Origin of the sequence: Snodgrassella sp. W8158, assembly GCF_016100435.1 — a bacterium.
Classification (GTDB): domain Bacteria; phylum Pseudomonadota; class Gammaproteobacteria; order Burkholderiales; family Neisseriaceae; genus Snodgrassella; species Snodgrassella alvi.
This window is the reverse complement of record NZ_JACFSM010000002.1, coordinates 424,279-440,627: the sequence shown is the minus strand read 5'-3', so window position 1 is coordinate 440,627 and position 16,349 is coordinate 424,279. Positions and strand designations below refer to the sequence as shown.

Annotated in this window: 13 protein-coding genes and 1 tRNA gene; 10 read left to right on the top strand and 4 right to left on the bottom strand. The window is 42.5% G+C overall.

Translation table 11 applies throughout. The features are described 5' to 3' along the window. Positions 1 to 40: 40 nt before the first annotated feature. Positions 41 to 880 (bottom strand): pantoate--beta-alanine ligase, encoded by an 840-nt coding sequence (gene panC, locus H3V11_RS06500; RefSeq protein ID WP_037391876.1) that lies wholly within the window; start codon positions 878 to 880, stop codon positions 41 to 43. 243 nt (positions 881 to 1,123) lie between these two features. Between panC and H3V11_RS06495 the strand changes: the two genes are divergently transcribed. The 3 genes from H3V11_RS06495 (at position 1,124) to H3V11_RS06485 (ending at position 4,721) form a co-directional block, all read left to right on the top strand. Next, positions 1,124 to 1,945 (top strand): basic amino acid ABC transporter substrate-binding protein, encoded by an 822-nt coding sequence (locus H3V11_RS06495; protein ID WP_198223921.1) that lies wholly within the window; start codon positions 1,124 to 1,126, stop codon positions 1,943 to 1,945. Between the two features lie 183 nt (positions 1,946 to 2,128). Continuing rightward, a complete protein-coding gene (locus H3V11_RS06490; protein ID WP_198223919.1) occupies positions 2,129 to 3,130 on the top strand; it encodes a 2Fe-2S iron-sulfur cluster-binding protein in 1,002 nt (333 codons plus the stop codon). A gap of 7 nt (positions 3,131 to 3,137) precedes the next feature. Then, the gene (locus H3V11_RS06485) at positions 3,138 to 4,721 is read left to right on the top strand and encodes a phosphoethanolamine transferase (RefSeq protein WP_198223917.1); all 1,584 of its coding nucleotides are present in this window, start codon (positions 3,138 to 3,140) and stop codon (positions 4,719 to 4,721) included. A 222-nt stretch (positions 4,722 to 4,943) separates the two neighbouring features. On the opposite strand, the gene clpA is transcribed toward H3V11_RS06485, so the two are convergent. Together clpA and clpS are read right to left on the bottom strand one after the other, a co-directional pair. Further along, positions 4,944 to 7,238 carry an ATP-dependent Clp protease ATP-binding subunit ClpA gene (gene clpA, locus H3V11_RS06480; protein ID WP_025330481.1) on the bottom strand — a complete coding sequence of 765 codons (2,295 nt, stop codon included), beginning with the start codon at positions 7,236 to 7,238 and terminating at the stop codon, positions 4,944 to 4,946. A 145-nt stretch (positions 7,239 to 7,383) separates the two neighbouring features. Continuing rightward, positions 7,384 to 7,689, bottom strand: a complete 306-nt coding sequence (gene clpS / locus H3V11_RS06475; RefSeq protein ID WP_025330480.1) for an ATP-dependent Clp protease adapter ClpS — start codon at positions 7,687 to 7,689, stop codon at positions 7,384 to 7,386. Positions 7,690 to 7,915: 226 nt separating this feature from the next. Between clpS and H3V11_RS06470 the strand changes: the two genes are divergently transcribed. Beyond that, positions 7,916 to 8,119 (top strand): cold-shock protein, encoded by a 204-nt coding sequence (locus tag H3V11_RS06470; protein WP_025330479.1) that lies wholly within the window; start codon positions 7,916 to 7,918, stop codon positions 8,117 to 8,119. A 308-nt stretch (positions 8,120 to 8,427) separates the two neighbouring features. Here the strand turns inward: H3V11_RS06470 and H3V11_RS06465 are convergent, their stop codons facing one another. After that, positions 8,428 to 9,648 (bottom strand): uracil-xanthine permease family protein, encoded by a 1,221-nt coding sequence (locus H3V11_RS06465; protein ID WP_198223915.1) that lies wholly within the window; start codon positions 9,646 to 9,648, stop codon positions 8,428 to 8,430. Between the two features lie 201 nt (positions 9,649 to 9,849). Between H3V11_RS06465 and H3V11_RS06460 the strand changes: the two genes are divergently transcribed. From H3V11_RS06460 to H3V11_RS06435, 6 genes are all read left to right on the top strand, one after another. Further along, positions 9,850 to 9,925, top strand: a tRNA-Thr gene (locus H3V11_RS06460). Between the two features lie 444 nt (positions 9,926 to 10,369). Then, a complete protein-coding gene (locus H3V11_RS06455; protein ID WP_198223913.1) occupies positions 10,370 to 12,103 on the top strand; it encodes an MFS transporter in 1,734 nt (577 codons plus the stop codon). A 17-nt stretch (positions 12,104 to 12,120) separates the two neighbouring features. Further along, entirely contained in the window at positions 12,121 to 13,380 is a 1,260-nt protein-coding gene (locus H3V11_RS06450) for an HlyD family secretion protein (RefSeq protein ID WP_084551607.1), read from the top strand. Further along, complete coding sequence (locus tag H3V11_RS06445; RefSeq protein WP_100125340.1) at positions 13,377 to 14,771, top strand: efflux transporter outer membrane subunit; 1,395 nt, start codon at positions 13,377 to 13,379, stop codon at positions 14,769 to 14,771. Before H3V11_RS06450 ends, H3V11_RS06445 begins: the two co-directional genes overlap by 4 nt. Before the next feature lie 145 nt (positions 14,772 to 14,916). Beyond that, positions 14,917 to 15,759: an RnfABCDGE type electron transport complex subunit B gene (locus H3V11_RS06440; protein ID WP_100125339.1), complete on the top strand. Its 843-nt coding sequence runs from the start codon at positions 14,917 to 14,919 to the stop codon at positions 15,757 to 15,759. 90 nt (positions 15,760 to 15,849) lie between these two features. Continuing rightward, positions 15,850 to 16,284 carry an META domain-containing protein gene (locus H3V11_RS06435; protein WP_078474818.1) on the top strand — a complete coding sequence of 145 codons (435 nt, stop codon included), beginning with the start codon at positions 15,850 to 15,852 and terminating at the stop codon, positions 16,282 to 16,284. The last annotated feature ends 65 nt before the right edge of the window (positions 16,285 to 16,349 follow it).

The following is a 16,349-nucleotide window of genomic DNA, read 5'->3' as shown; positions in this document are numbered from 1 at the left end:
GCCTTATGGTTAATATCTGGTTAACAGACTATTTTTATTATTAATGCGACAAATTGACTTCTATATTATCAATTAAACGGGTAGTTCCCAAGATTGCAGCAGCCAGAATAACCAGATTTTTATCGGATATCTGAGCTTTTGTCAGCGTTTGTGCCTGCCTGATTTCAATATAATCAACCTGCCATCCATTTTGTTGCAAATACGTTGCGGCACTATTTTCCAAAGCCGAAAAGTTAGTATTTCCCAGCTTAATTGCATCGGCAATATTTTGTAACTGTGCAAACAACTGTGCTGCCTGTACATGCTCCTGTGCCGAAAGATAACCATTACGGCTGGATAAAGCCAAACCGGTTTGTGCTCGTTCAATTTCTACCGGAATGATTTCTATATTCATATTCAGATCCTGAACCATGCCTTTTATCACAGCCAGTTGCTGATAGTCTTTTTTACCAAAACAGGCTACATCAGGTTGAACAATATTAAACAATTTAGTTACTATTGTCGCCACCCCGCGAAAATGACCCGGACGGCTGCGCCCGCATAACTCATTCTGGATTGCCGGCGGTTCAACAAAATAACTCTGCACACCATTTGGATAAAGCTCGCTTTCATCAGGTGCAAATACCACATCAGCACCAGCTGCTTTAAGTTTTTCTGCATCCTGCTCTAAAGTACGCGGATATTTATCAAAATCTTCTCCGGCACCAAACTGTATCCTGTTAACAAATATACTTACTACCACTGAATCTGCATAAGCTTTAGCTGTACGTACCAGTGACAAATGACCTTCATGCAGATTACCCATAGTCGGTACCAGGGCTACGCGTTTAGCCTGCCTGCGCCATGAACGCATTTCAGCAATGGTATGTATTATATGCATAAATTATCCTGTAAAACTAAAACACACATAATTTATATACTGTTAATAAATGTCTTGTATATGTGAGAGTGAAATTATAACACTGCAAACCTACATTACAGAGTATCTGTAAAGCTTGTGTCATCATTTAAATATGTTACTATCAAACCAGACATGGCAGTAAGGATGCATATTATCAAATGTAAATTTTTGTATAGAACATCTTCCTTAGCCAATTAACCCATCTGAACTTAAGGAGCATTTATGAAAATCAAACACTGGTTCGCCGCTGCGGCCATGTGCTCTGCACTGGTGCTAACAGCCTGTAGCGGAAGTAAAAATAATTCAGAATCTGCATCTGCACCTGCACCTGCACCTGCACCTGCACCTGCACAGTCTAGTGCCGATAAAACTTATATTGTGGGTACAAATGCCGAATTTGCCCCTTTCGAGTCACGTACCGCTAATGGTTCACTTACCGGTTTTGATATTGACTTGCTTACCGCAATGGCTAAAGCCGGTAATTTCAAAATACAGTTTAAAGACCAGCCCTGGGATGGTCTGTTTGCCAGTTTAAATAATGGCGATTTAGATATAGTAGCTTCCGGGGTAACCATTACTGATGAACGTAAACAAAGTATGACTTTCAGCGATCCGTACTTTGATATTTCTATGATGGTACTGACACCGAAAGCAAAAACCTTTCATTCTCTGGCAGAGTTAAATAATATGCAGCGGGTAGCTGTTGCAAGTGGTCAGACCGGTGATCTGGCCGTTCAGAAAATACTTGGTGCCCAAAGTACCAAAATTGCCCGTTTTGATAGTGTACCTTTAGCCATTAAAGAGCTGGAAAATGGCGGAGTTGAGGCCATGGTTTCAGATGGTGCTGTTATCAGTAATTATGTTAAAGCCAACGGTGCTGATAAATTTACTATTAATAAGGTACCGGAATTTGGTGTAGACCATTATGGATTCGTGGTACGCAAAGGTGATACAGCCACAGTAGAAAAACTGAATGATGCATTGAAAAAAATTCGTGCCAGTGGCGAGTACGACAAAATCTACGCCAAATACTTTTCTAATTAAATCTTTCCCTGCCTTTTCAGGCAGTATTCATGATAAGCCTGTTATTAACATAACAGGCTTTTTTCATTAAATAATAATGTAATCTGCGCTGCGGCATTTATTATCACTTTTTACCTCCTGATTTGGCTTTTATCTGGCAAGGTTCTAAAATAGCCGTTTTCTTTAAAATAATATAAAACAGATATGAGTTATCGGATAACTGTTTTACCGGCAAGTGAAACTTTTTACGCAAAACAAGGGGAATCACTGCTTAATGCGGCTATTGAAAACGGTATTATACTGCCGCATGCCTGTAAAAGTGGCTGTTGTGGTGCCTGCAAGGCGCAACTGACCGAGGGCAAAACTACTGAAATCAATTCACAGGCGGCCTTGAACAGTAAAGACAGCAATCAGCAGGATATTTTATTATGCTGTCAGAGTGCTGAAAGTGATATAACAGTTTATCTACCCAATTATCAGGGTAAAAATAATCAGCCGGTTCAAACGCTGAATGCGCGGATTGATGATATTCGCTATTGTGCCAATGTAGCCATTGTTACCCTGAAACTGCCGCTAAAAAAACAGTTTAACTTTACAGCCGGACAATATGTCGATATTGTTCTGGCTGATAATTTACGCCGCAGTTACTCTATCGCCGGTTTTAATACCGATACTCGTCAGCTGGTTATTCATGTCCGCCGCCATACGGGTGGTGTTTTTTCTGAACAATTATTTGACGGACGGCTTCAGCAAAAAGATATTATTCACATTCACGGACCTTTAGGCAGCTTTCAACTGAGTAAACAGCAAAAACCATTAATTATGCTGGCATCTGGTACTGGTATTGCACCAATTGAAGCTATGCTGAATACTCTGGCTGAACAGCAATACCGGCAGGCCATCCATGTATACTGGGGAGTAGCCGCAGAAGAAAATTTGTACGATGCTGCCTTATTGGACAATCTCTGCGCCAAATTGGTTCAGGCAAAGTGGACTGCAGTACTGTCCCGTCCGGAATCAGCCTGGAAAGGAGCTCGAGGGTATGTACAGGATATCGCTTTAAATGATTATCCAGACATGAGCAACCATGAAGTATATGCATGCGGACATCCGCAAATGATTGCCAGCGCACAATCCTTATTCCTCAAACAGACTGCTCTGGCAGAAACAGCTTTCTTTGCCGATAATTTTACTCCTGCATCCTGAGTTATTTATGAAACTGACACCTCGTAAACATTATCTGCTGATGATTGTGTTATTACTTATTTACAGTCTGGTAATGATTTATGCGCTGGCTTATCCGCCGAATCCTAACCGGATTATTGAAACCTGGCTGCTTATGCTGCTTTTACAGCGTTTCTTCCCGAGCGTATGGCGCTGGCTGACGTGGTTAAGTGCTATTATTATTCTTTTATACCACCCTACTGCTACTCTGTACGGCCGGCCAAGTTTCGGCATTGTTGCTTCGTTATTAAGCACAACCGCCAGTGAAGCAAGTGAATATATTGGTGCTATTCCATGGCACACCTACCTTGCTACTATTTTACTGGCTGCCGTTCCGCTGTTTATTGTACGTTTTAATCGTAAAGCCGCAGCACCTCGCTGGCGCTTTTACTGGAGTATTCCGCTGGTACTGATTCTAATGATAATGACAGTACAGACAGCACGTAAGGGCTATACAACCGGTGGTTTTGCGTTGCGCGCACAACCAGTGGAATTTTTAGCAGATGCCTATCTGCAACCACGAGCCTATTTTGCTGCACTGGCAAAAATGAAGCAGGATTTAGCCAAACCTGACAACTGGCAAATCAGCAGCAGCCATCAGATTTATCGTAACTATGTACTGATTATCGGTGAAAGTGTACGTACAGACTATATGCATCTGTATGGCTTTAAATATGCAGATACACCATTTCTGGATAAACATGCCAATATTGTTATGGATAATATGCTGTCTGCCGGCCCCAACACGCCTATTTCATTATTACACGGCTTAACGCTAAGCCATGGCAAACCTTTCAGCATTCAGAATAATGTTATTACTCTGGCTAAGAAAGCCGGTATGGATACTGTCTGGTTATCTAATCAGGGGGCTCTCGGACAATACGATACATCAATTTCCACTATTGCTCATCAGGCAAATCAGGTGACTTTTCTGAAAACAACCGGATACGATTTTGGTATACGCAGCTTTGATGATCAGCTTATTGCACCGCTGCAAAAAGTTTTAAATCAGCCACTGCCTGCGAATCGGTCACGGCTGATTGTGCTGCATATCATGGGTTCTCATCCTAATCCGTGCGACCGTCTTCCACAACCAGCGCATCACTATGTCGATAATAACAACAGTAACTGCTATATTGACACTATCCGGCAGACAGACAATTTACTAAGTCAGATATATAGTGCATTACAGCACAGCGGTCAGCCATTCAGTATGTTGTATTTCAGCGATCACGGTTTAAGTCACGATAAAAACAGTTATGAAAAAAACAGCATCGTGCGTTCTGAAAGTATTCTTCGTCATAATGATCACTTTTATCAGAACTACCACGTACCATTAGTGATTATCAGCAGCAATCAAACCGGACAATTACGTAACAAAGCACGGCGCAGCGGCTTAGAATTGCTGGACGGAGTTGCACAATGGTTGGGAATCAGCACCCCACAACTGCCGTATAGTAAACAATTTTTCAGTGAAACGGACAGTACTCAGCTAGAGGTTCTGGATCTCAATCAGCGGTTACAACCTGTAGATAAGCTGCAAAACGATCCTCTCCCTGCACAATTGCAGTGACAATTACATAAAAAAACAATCTCTCTGTTTTTTTACAAAGCAGAGAGATTAAATTTTTCAAATAATTTCAGATTAAAGCTTTACATTTGATATGAATCAAAACACTTCTGAACAAAAACATTATAATGAATTTACTTTGATTGGTTTCCTCTTGATGTGTGTGTTTAAGTGTGGCTCTTCGCCACACTTTTTTTTATCTTAATTTTGACATTCTTAACATAATTATTCAATTGTTACTGATTCAAATTTGTTCTGATCAGCTTCCTGAGAATCCGCAAAATCCAGTACTACTTCATCTGACTGCGGAAGATAATCTATAAGCACAGCACCGCCCTCACTTAACCTTCCGAACAGCAATTCATCTGCCAGCAATTTACGGATACGTTCCTGTATCAGACGATGCATCGGACGCGCACCCATTGCTGCATCAAAACCATTTTTAGCCAGAAAAACACGCAGAGCCGGTGTAAATTCTGCCACAACCTGTTTAGACAATAACTGCTGTTCCAGAGCCAGCAAGAACTTATCAACCACTTTCGCAATAATTTGTTCATCCAATGCCTTAAATGGAACAATAGCATCCAGGCGATTGCGAAATTCAGGAGTAAAAGTATTCTTAATAGCAATCAAACTGTCAGACTGTTCACGCTGACCGGTAAATCCAAGATTCGGTCTGGCAAGCTCGGCAGCACCTGCATTAGTGGTCATAATGACAATTACATTACGAAAATCCGCACTACGTCCATTATTATCTGTGAGTTTGGCATAATCCATCACTTGTAACAGCACATTAAATACATCAGGATGGGCTTTTTCAATTTCATCCAGCAGTAACACACAATACGGCTGTTTATTCACCGCGTCAGTTAACAATCCACCCTGCTCGTATCCAACATAGCCCGGCGGTGAACCAATCAAACGCGAAACTGCATGCCGTTCCATATATTCAGACATATCAAAGCGTAGTAATGGTAAATCCAGCAACTGCGCCAGCTGTCTGGCAACCTCAGTTTTACCGACGCCGGTAGGCCCGGCAAACAGAAAACTGCCAATCGGCTTATCAGCCGGTTTCAAACCGGAACGAGCCATTTTTATTGATGCAGCCAGTACATCAATAGCCTGATCCTGTCCAAAAACTTTTGCTTTCAGGTTATCGGCCAGAAAACGCAATACCTGCTTATCATCATGAGAAACAGCAGTTTCCGGAATACGTGCCACCTTAGCGACAATAGCCTCAATCTCAGCCCGTCCGATAACTTTACGCTGTCTGGATTTCGGCTGAATTTTTTGTGCAGCAGCTGCCTCATCAATGATATCAATCGCCTTATCAGGCAGAAATCGCTCGTTTATATAGCGTGCGGATAACTCAGCAGCAGCCTGTAATGCTGCACGGGTATAACGTACCTGATGAAAGTGCTCAAATGCCGGACGTAAGCCCTGCAATATCTGTACCGTTTCCGGTACGGAAGGTTCTACTACATCTATTTTCTGAAAACGCCGGCTTAATGCATGATCCTTATCAAAAATAGTACGGTATTCCTGATACGTAGTGGCACCAATACAGCGCATACTTCCTTTAGCTAACGCGGGCTTAAGCAGATTGGATGCATCCATTGTCCCGCCGGACACACTGCCAGCTCCGATGATGGTATGAATTTCATCAACAAACAACACAGCTTTATCCAGCTCACTTAATTCTTTGATTACTGCTTTCAGGCGTGCTTCGAAATCACCACGATATTTGGTACCGGCCAGCAGTGCGCCCATATCCAGAGAAAAAACTACTGACCCCTTAATAGATTCAGGTACCTTTTCATTCACCAGCAGATAGGCCAGTCCTTCTGCCAGAGCAGTTTTACCTACACCAGCCTCACCTACCAGTAATGGATTGTTTTTGCGCCGTCGACACAATGTCTGAATCAGACGCTGCATTTCTTCATTGCGTCCGATTAAGGGATCAATACGTCCGGCCATTACCTCCATATTAAGATTCACTGTATACAGTTCGAGTGCTTTTGCCTCTGCTTTGGCTGCTTCTGTTTCATTATTCTGCTCGGTATTTTTATCCTGAGAAAAACGATGATTACCCAGTGTCAGATATCGCAGCACATCCAGACGGGTTACTGATTGCGATTCAATAAAATAGACAGCATGACTGTCTTTTTCCGACATTATCGCAACCAATACATCAACCGGCGTTACCTCTCCTTTTGCCTGAGCCGCACGTACATGCACGATAGCCTGCTGTAAAACCCGCTGAAAACCCAGTGTAGGCTGTAATTCAGACTGTTCCAGCTCATTATCCGGCAAAACCGGAGTGTTTTCATAAATACTCTGTTGTAACTGTTTAGCCAGCAAATGATTGTCTACACCCACAGCCTGTAATACTTCACTAACATCTTCACTTTGTTGCAACAGGCCGAGCAATAAATGTTCCACTCCAATAAATTCGAAGGCACGGCTACGAGCCTCGGCATAAACATATTGCAGAATTTTTTCAAGCTGTGCCGAAATCATATCCGACCTCCTGACAAAGTAACGTTATCAATAGCGACTGCAACCAATTTTATTCACTTGTATAAACAACATGAAGCATACACGATAAAATTCAAGTAGCGCCCGCAGAACTAATATTTCACCCGTAATTACCCAAACAGGCAATTCAGGCCTCTTCTACCAAACACTGTAAAGGAAAACCGGCTGCTTCCGAGCGTGACAAAACCTGATTACATTTTGTTTCTGCAATATCTTTTTGAAACACACCGCATATCCCGCTGCCTGATTCATGCACCATCAGCATAATAGCTATGGCCTGCGTATGTGGTAAATGAAACACATCCATTAAAATTGCAATTACAAAGTCCATTGTCGTGTAATCATCATTCAGCAAAACCACTTTATAGCGCTTTGGCGGCATTATCATGGATTTCTGGCTCTGGCTAACAATTTGTATCTTCGAATTTGACATTGTCTATTAATCTACATGTATCTGTGGGTTTTTAGTAACGGTTTTAATAATTTTATCATTTTTCGGTAAGCTTGCTTGACGTTAGTTCTTAACCTATGTAAAAAGACTACTTAACAAGTCAGACATAGACTGCCAGACAAACTGTTGTACAGTCGTTCACTATTTTTTTGGCCTTTTTGTGTCGTAAACTTGTTCTTTATTTTGTTTTTTATGTATAGGAAGTTTCATGGCAACTGGTATTGTTAAGTGGTTTAACGACGCTAAAGGTTTTGGTTTTATTACCCCAGATGAAGGTGGCGAAGATTTGTTTGCACATTTCTCTGCAATCAACATGAATGGTTTCAAAACCTTGAAAGAAGGTCAACGTGTATCTTTTGATGTGACCACCGGTCCAAAAGGTAAACAAGCGGCTAATATTCAGGCAGCTTAATCTTAGCCGGTTGTCCGGTTAGTCTAAAATAGCGGCAAAAGCCGCTATTTTCTGTTTGAAATTGAAGAAATTGTCTTTTGCAGGATAATGACCTAAATATTTATCTGTATCATTAATCTCTATTTAACTGGCCGTTGATATTCAGACAGTTAATATTCCTGCACGTAATTTGTCCTGAAATTCCTGTATCTGAATTGATATATTTCTTACTGAAACTATCTTAAAAGACAGAATTAATATCCAAATACAAAAACCGCAGCAATAAACAAGCTGCGGTTTTTTACAGGATAAATCGTTTAAATAATCTATCAGGACTGAACAGATGATTTAGCCGGTAACAGCAAATTAAGCACAATCGCCAGTAAAGCGCACAAACCCACACCAGCAAAGGCCATCGTACCAATCTTCACAACCATACCGCCGATACCGACAGTCAGTACGGAACTGACAATCACCAGATTACGCGGTTCCATCAAATCCACTTTGGCATCAATCAGCGTTTTCAAGCCTAATGAAGCAATAGTACCAAACAGCAACAACATAATCCCGCCCATTACCGGCAACGGAATAGAGCTGAGAAATGCATTAAACTTACCAAAAAAAGCCATAAAAATTGCAAAAACGGCTGCCCAGGTCATAATTACCGGATTACTGTTTTTAGTAATCATCACCGCGCCGGTAACCTCTCCATAAGTAGTAACCGGAGGGCCGCCAATCAGACCGGCCACACATACACCTAAACCATCACCCAGCAAAGTCCGATGCAAACCGGGGTCTTTGACATAATCGTGGCCTGTTACCTTACCAATCGCCATGATTCCGCCAATATGCTCAATAGCTGGTGCGATAGCTACGGGGAGCATAAACAGTGCAGCCTGCCAGTTAACCTCAGGTGTAGCGAAATGCGGCACAGCAAACCAGGGTGCCGCTGCCATGGCACTGGTATCTACCATACCGGTAAATAAGGCCATAATATAACCAGCAGCCACACCGATCAGAATCGGAATCAGCCGCATCATTTTGCTGCCGAATACTGTAACAATAACCGTTACAGCAAATGTGAAACCGGACAAAAATAATGAATGAGCGTAATCAACCACCTGCTTATCACCGGATCTGCCCATAGCCATACTGCTCGCTACCACAGCCACCGATAAACCTATCACCATAATCACCGGACCAATGACCACTGGTGGCAGTAAACGATGTACTGAAGCCAGACCGCGCCATTTAATTAATGCGGCAAAAGCAAAATACATAAAGCCGGCAGCAAACAGACCAAACATAGTTGAACCAAGTCCCCATTCCTGCATGGCATAAATAATCGGTGCAATAAACGCAAAAGAGGAACCAAGATAAATCGGTACTTTACGTTTAGTACAAAGTTGAAATAATAAAGTACCTATACCTGCACCCATTAATGCCAGTGCCGGATTCAGCCCTGTCAGCAACGGTACCAGAACCATAGCACCAAATGCTACAAACAGAATTTGCGCGCCGGCAAGCGCGAGTTTCAAATGGTGTCCCACCCTGACACTCCCGATAAATAAACAAAACCCAGTATTATAATATAGGACGTTATAAAAAATAGTTATAGTTTGTCGCCATCAGGCTAAAACTTGAATATTTTAATTAATCGTTAAAACAGCAGTTTAATTGTAAATTTAAAAAATAATCACCAAAAGGGCTTGCACGATTTAATTTTATTGCGCATAATGCGCTCCTCTTTCGCCGGCATAGCTCAGTTGGTAGAGCAGCTGACTTGTAATCAGAAGGTCCCGAGTTCGACTCTTGGTGCCGGCACCAGTTAAAAACAAAAAAGCATAATCTCAGGATTATGCTTTTTTGTTTTTAACAACCATCTACTCTTCTGGATTTTTTATTAACAAAATAAGTTAATACTTATGAGTGATTATCACTCATGCCTGTCTCTAAAAAATCAATCAGTAATTACTGAACTTTCGTCCTATCCTGCATTAAACTAATATGCGGCCTTGTCTGTTTTAATTATCGTATATTTATGTAATCGTAATTTATCTTTATCACTTGAGATTTATTGACAGACACAATAGTTTTATATTTATACAATGATAAATAATTTTAAAAATTAACAATTTATATCCGTTATTCTAAAGCAGAGTTATTATCACAGATATTAAAATATTGTTAGCAGAAACTAAAAATTTGTTTTAGAATAATTACACGCTGAACGTTTATCGCCCATCCATCTGAGTTAATCAGGATTACTGGATGGCATTTTTAATTGTAGCGGCTTCAGCATATGTATATTGCAGTAAAAAATCCATGTCTCAAAATATCTATCAGTTAAAACCGCATGAACGCCCCATGATGGCGGGCTCACCGTCATTTCCCGACCATCCGTGGAAAAGGCGTTTATGCTACGGCATCATTGGAACAATCGTTGGCTTAACTGCCGGATTTACCAATGGCATGATGCTGGCCAACATTCCCCAGATTCAGGGCTACTTGGGACTGACACCTGAACAGGGCGGCTGGATACAGGTATCCTATTACATGTTCAGCGCCATTATCAGTGTATTACTTTTTAAAATCCGCCAGAATTTCGGGTTGCCGCGTTATGTAGGCTATATCATTCTTGGGCTGATACTGACTAATTGCCTTCAGTTTTTTTTCCATGATTATTATATGGAATTATTCGCACGTGGTATGAGCGGGTTGGTAGGCGGCAGCTTAAATAGTGTAGCCATGTATTACATGATGCAGGCGATGCCGGCTATTCATCGTGGTAAAGGCATGATATTCGGGCTGGGGCTTACTCAGCTCAGCCAGCCGCTAGCCAGATTTATTTCTCCCCTGCTTTTACAGCACGAACAGTTTCAGCTTGTATTCAGTTTTCAGTTAGGTATGGCATTGCTGGTTTGCGGTGCAGTATGGCTGTTACCTATTCCCTCTGGCTATCTGGAAAAATCTTTCGAAAAAATTGATCTGATAAGCTTCCCTTTGCTGGCTGCCGGAATTGCCTTTATTTCTGCAGGAGCGGTACAAGGCAGGATTGTCTGGTGGGACAAAGACTGGATTGGCTGGCTGTTTGTAGCCGGCGTCGTATGCTGTATGCTTTCCGTAATTATTGAATACAACCGCAAACGCCCGATGCTGGATATCAAATGGATAATGCATACCAATGGCATGCTCCAGATACTGATTTTCGGTTCATTAATACGAGTAGCTTTATCTGAGCAAAACATGGGTGCAGCCGGTCTGATGACAGCTTTAGGCCTGAGTAATGACCAGATGATACATTTTTATGCGGTTGTTTCCTGTGGTGCTGCACTCGGATTGCTTACTAGTGTATTAACATTCAACCCTCTTGATATTAAATTACCTTTGGTCATTTCATTTGCCATTATTGCCATGGCCAGTTTTATGGAAGTTGGACAGAATCAGTGGTCACGACCGGTTAACTTCTATATTCCCGAGTTTATGATTGCCTTTGCTTCGCTGTTTTTCTTCGGGCCGGTTATGATGGAAGGACTGATACGAGCTCTTTCCAAAGACCCTGTATATATCATGAGTTTCTCGGCTGTATTCGGTTTTTCACAAACAGTCGGCGGGCTAATCGGTTCAGCGTTACTTAATGCTTTCATTACGATTAGAACACGCATTCATCTGATTAACAGCGCAGACAGTGCATACCTGACAGACCCGTTAGTCAATCAGGTAATTCAGAAGAATGCTCTGGCGAGCCAGAGTTTTAGTTTTGATAGCAGCTGGAATCATGCCTATGGTGTCAGTAAACTGATTCAACAGGACACCATGCTGGCACAAGTGGCTGCTTACAATGATTTATTTGTTTTGGTGGGAATCGGTTCGTTAATCTGCTTTCTGGTTGTCGGCGCACATCGCTGGTGGCATCAGATACACGGTACCAACCCTATCGGGCGTGAACTGAGAAACTATGCGGCTGCCCGCCAGCGTGCAATGCAAGAACCGCCAAAACAATAAAATAAAGAAGGACAATAATGACTGACACACAACAAAACAATCCGGATCAAAATCAGAAAACAACCGGCAATCAAACTGTACAGTCTGCTCCGGCAGCAAACAAAACCGCTAAAGAACAGACATCTGCTCAGCCAAATACGAATCAGGCGGGCACGAACCAGCAAAACAGCTCATCCGCTTCTGCCGGTAAGGCTAATCCCTCACCTGCCCAGCCGGCAGCCAGTCAGTGGCAGCCTCCTAAACGTAAATGGTTTGTAACAGCTATTCTGGTACTGGTATTAATGCTTGGTGTCCTGATGATTTTACGTGCATGGAAATTACCACCATTCCGCAACTCAATGGTATCAACTGATAATGCATATGTACGTGGTCAGACTACCATAATCAGTCCTCAAGTAACTGGTTACGTTACTAAGGTATATGTTCAGGATTTTGACGACGTTAAGGCTGGACAGCCACTCATACAGATTGATGACCGCATCTACAAACAAAAAGTTGCAGCCGCTGAAGCCGGAATTGGTTTACAGGATAGCTCTTTAGCCAATTACGAACAGAATCGCCGCAGTAAAGAAGCAACTCTAGCAGCCCGTGAGGCAGATATTGCCAATGCTCAGGCGCAACTGGAAAAAGCTCAGGCTGATATGGCCCGGGTAAATATTCTGGTTACGGATGGTTCGCTTTCCTTACGTGAACGTGACCAGACAAGAGCTGCGTTAAAACAGGCTCAAACCGGAGTTGCGGAAGCTAAAGCACAATATCGGGTTGCTCAGGAAGATCTGAAAAGCACTCATGTTAACAAGAGCGGCCTGAAAGCAAACGTTGATAATGCACATGCACAGCTTGGACTGGCTCAGATTGATTTATCCAATACCGTTGTCCGGGCGCCTGAAAGTGGCCGGCTAAGTGAAATCAGCGTCAAAAATGGTCAGCTGGTAAATGCCGGAACACAATTAATGTTTCTGGTACCCGCACGCAAATGGGTAGTCGCTAACTTTAAAGAGGCACAGACAGCCAATATCCGCGTTGGTCAGCCAGCATGGTTTACAGTGGATGCCCTGAACGGAGCCAGAGTCAAAGGTACCGTAGAAAAAATTTCTCCGGCTGCCGGCAGTGAGTTTTCTGCAATCAAACCAGATACCACTACAGGTAACTTCGTTAAAGTACCACAGCGTATCGCTGTCCGCATACGCATTGATACCAGTAATGATCTTTTTGAACGTCTGCGCCCGGGCATGTCTGTGGTAGTAAGTATAGATACAACCAGAGTGAAAGCATGAAAACACCTTTAATCAGACTGTTTACCCTGATCGCCCTATCAGTCAGTGCCAGTGGTTGTATTCCCAGAATTCCGAACATTCCGGCAGCTGCGCGGGTCGACGTTCCGGTACAGTGGCATGAACAGTATCATCACTCCGCTCAACATGCAGATGCACAATGGTGGACTCAGCTTAATGATCCGGTTTTAAACCGGCTTATCAGTGAAGCACTTGCTAATAACATTGATATCGCTCTGGCACAAACACGAATACAGGAAGCACTCGCTCAGGAACATGCTTCGCGCGCATCCTTACTACCCAGTCTGGAAGCCAGCGGCGGTACTTCACGGCAAAAAAGCCTGAATGCTTTTGGTATTGCTACCATTAACCGGGTAGAACAGCCAACATTTCAGGCTGCATACGAACTGGATGTTTTTGGTCAAAACCGTAATGCATGGAAAGCACGTCGTCTGAACCGGCAAGCCAGTGAAATTGCCGAAAAAGCAACCCGTCTGAGTGTCATCACAACTACGGTTAAATCTTATGTCACTCTGCGTGCACTTGATGAAAAGCTGAATTTACTGCAAAAAACTCTGGAAGCGCGTCAGCGAGAGCTAAAAATTGCTCAATCTAAAGCTAATGTCGGCTATACATCCAAGCTGGAACTGAATCAGGCACAGGCTGAATATGCAGCCACACTGCAACAGATTCCGGTAGTTCAATCCAGTATCAGCCAGCAGGAACATGCTCTGAGTATGCTCACAGGCAGTAGCAGCCGTACCATTGAACGCGGTTTGTCCTTATCGGAACTGCATGCACCGGCTATACCTGACATACTGCCTTCTGATCTGATGAAAAATCGTCCGGATATAGTTCAGTCGGCACTATTAATAGCTGCCAGTGATGCCAGTCTGGCTTCGGCTCAGGCACAATTTTTACCTTCTGTGAAAATCAGCGCTACATTCGGCCGTCTGTTTACCACTTCACCAATTAAAGAACCGGTTAATTTATGGAGTATAGGCGGCAGTATTCTGGCACCTGTATTCGAAGGCGGACAATTAAAAGCAAATTTTGATCTGAATGTCGCTAAACGTAATGAAGCTGTCTGGAACTATCGTAAAACTGTTCTGACTGCTCTGAAGGAAGTTGAAGACCAATTATCCGGCAGCTATCGCCTGCAGGAACAGGAACAAGCTTTGGAAATGGAAAGAGATGCACTGGCGAATGCCCTGCATCATGCAACAAATCGTTATCGTGCAGGTTATTCTCCTTATCTTGATGTTCTGGACAGCCAGCGCAATTTACTGAGCGTACAAAGTCAGCTGATTCAGAGTAAAGCAGATTATCTGAATTCACAGGTTTCACTTTATCAGGCTCTTGGCGGAGGCTGGACAGCACCTGCAGGTAAATAATTTCAGCAACAACCGCACAGGATTGAATACAAAGCAGAATAAACAGACTATAATATTTAATAAAGTCTGCTTATATGTATAAATTTGCTGTTTTAGCTTTATGTTAGAATAGTTCTTTAAGTATTAAAAACTACGTAGTTTTATCATGTCTATTGCTTCTGAACACATTGACCGGCTTTTACCTCAGACGCAGTGCAGGCAATGTGGATATCAGGGTTGTTTGCCGTATGCTCAGGCATTGAGTCGCGGCGAAGCTGAAATTAACCTCTGTACACCGGGCGGTACTGCTGTCATCAATGATCTGGCTAAACTGTTAAATGTGCAGATTCTACCTCCGGCTGATACACTTAAAGCTGCCCTCCCTAAAGCAATAGCTGTAATTGATGAAACCGAGTGTATCGGTTGTACGGCATGTATTAAAGCCTGTCCGGTAGATGCGATTATGGGCGCAACCAAACAAATGCATACAGTAATCAGCGCTGAATGCAGCGGTTGTGAATTATGTATTGCCCCCTGCCCGGTTGATTGTATCGATATGCAGCCGGTACTTGAACACTGGTTACCACAGGCAAGAACACTGACCGATGAGCAGAAAAGTGACCGTTTTGCCGCTGCTACTCAGGCAAGTCTGCGATTTCAGCATCGTACCGAACGTCTGCAACGCTTGCAGCGTTTAAAAGAGAAACAACTGCATGCACGCAAAACTAAAGAACCTGCAACAACCACAACTTCTGCAGCAAAGTCTGCCGGCAAAATTAATCCGGCTGCCCTGATTGCAAAAGCAATGGCTAAAGCACAAACGCAACAGATACACAGAAGAGTGCCTGATAATCAGAACTCTTTTCAGCAGCAGCAAATTGCCAAGGCACAGGAGCAGGCTAGTTACCGCCGCGCCATGCGGGATTTACAATATGGGAATGATCAGCAAAAAACAGAAGCTCTTGAATGGTTACGTTTGTATAAACAACAACGCGAATCCGAACAATAATGCGCAAAATCTGACAAAATTGAATAAAAATGCTAAAATCCTAAAATATGTCAAAATTAATTGGCTATATAAGTAAATGAAATTAAAAAGATGAAGAAACTAACATTCTTTCTGGGTTGTATGGCTGTTTTGCTTATAACTAATGCCTGTGCTTTTGCAGATAAGCCTGATACCAGATTTTTATCCGGTAACTGGGAAATCCGTTCTCTGAATGGTGAACCCACACCAGATACTTCTTCTCGCATTCGTTTTGATCCGAATACACACCAGTATTTTGCTTATTTCGGCTGTAATCATATAAACGGAACCTATCGCGACTATCGTCATACATTGCGATTAAGTAAGCCTTTCGGCATCACTAAACTATGTGCCAATATAGAAGATGAACGGACTGGTACCGGTACATTAGGTTTTGTTAAATCATGGCGTATAATCAATGACACTACTGGTGTACGTCTGCAATTACTGGACAAACACCGCTATGTAAGGTTAGAAGCGCGTTTAATTAAAAATACAGCAAACTAACTAAAATATACAAAAAAATTTATTATCAGATTGTAATCAATTTTAAAAGCTTAATCATACAACCG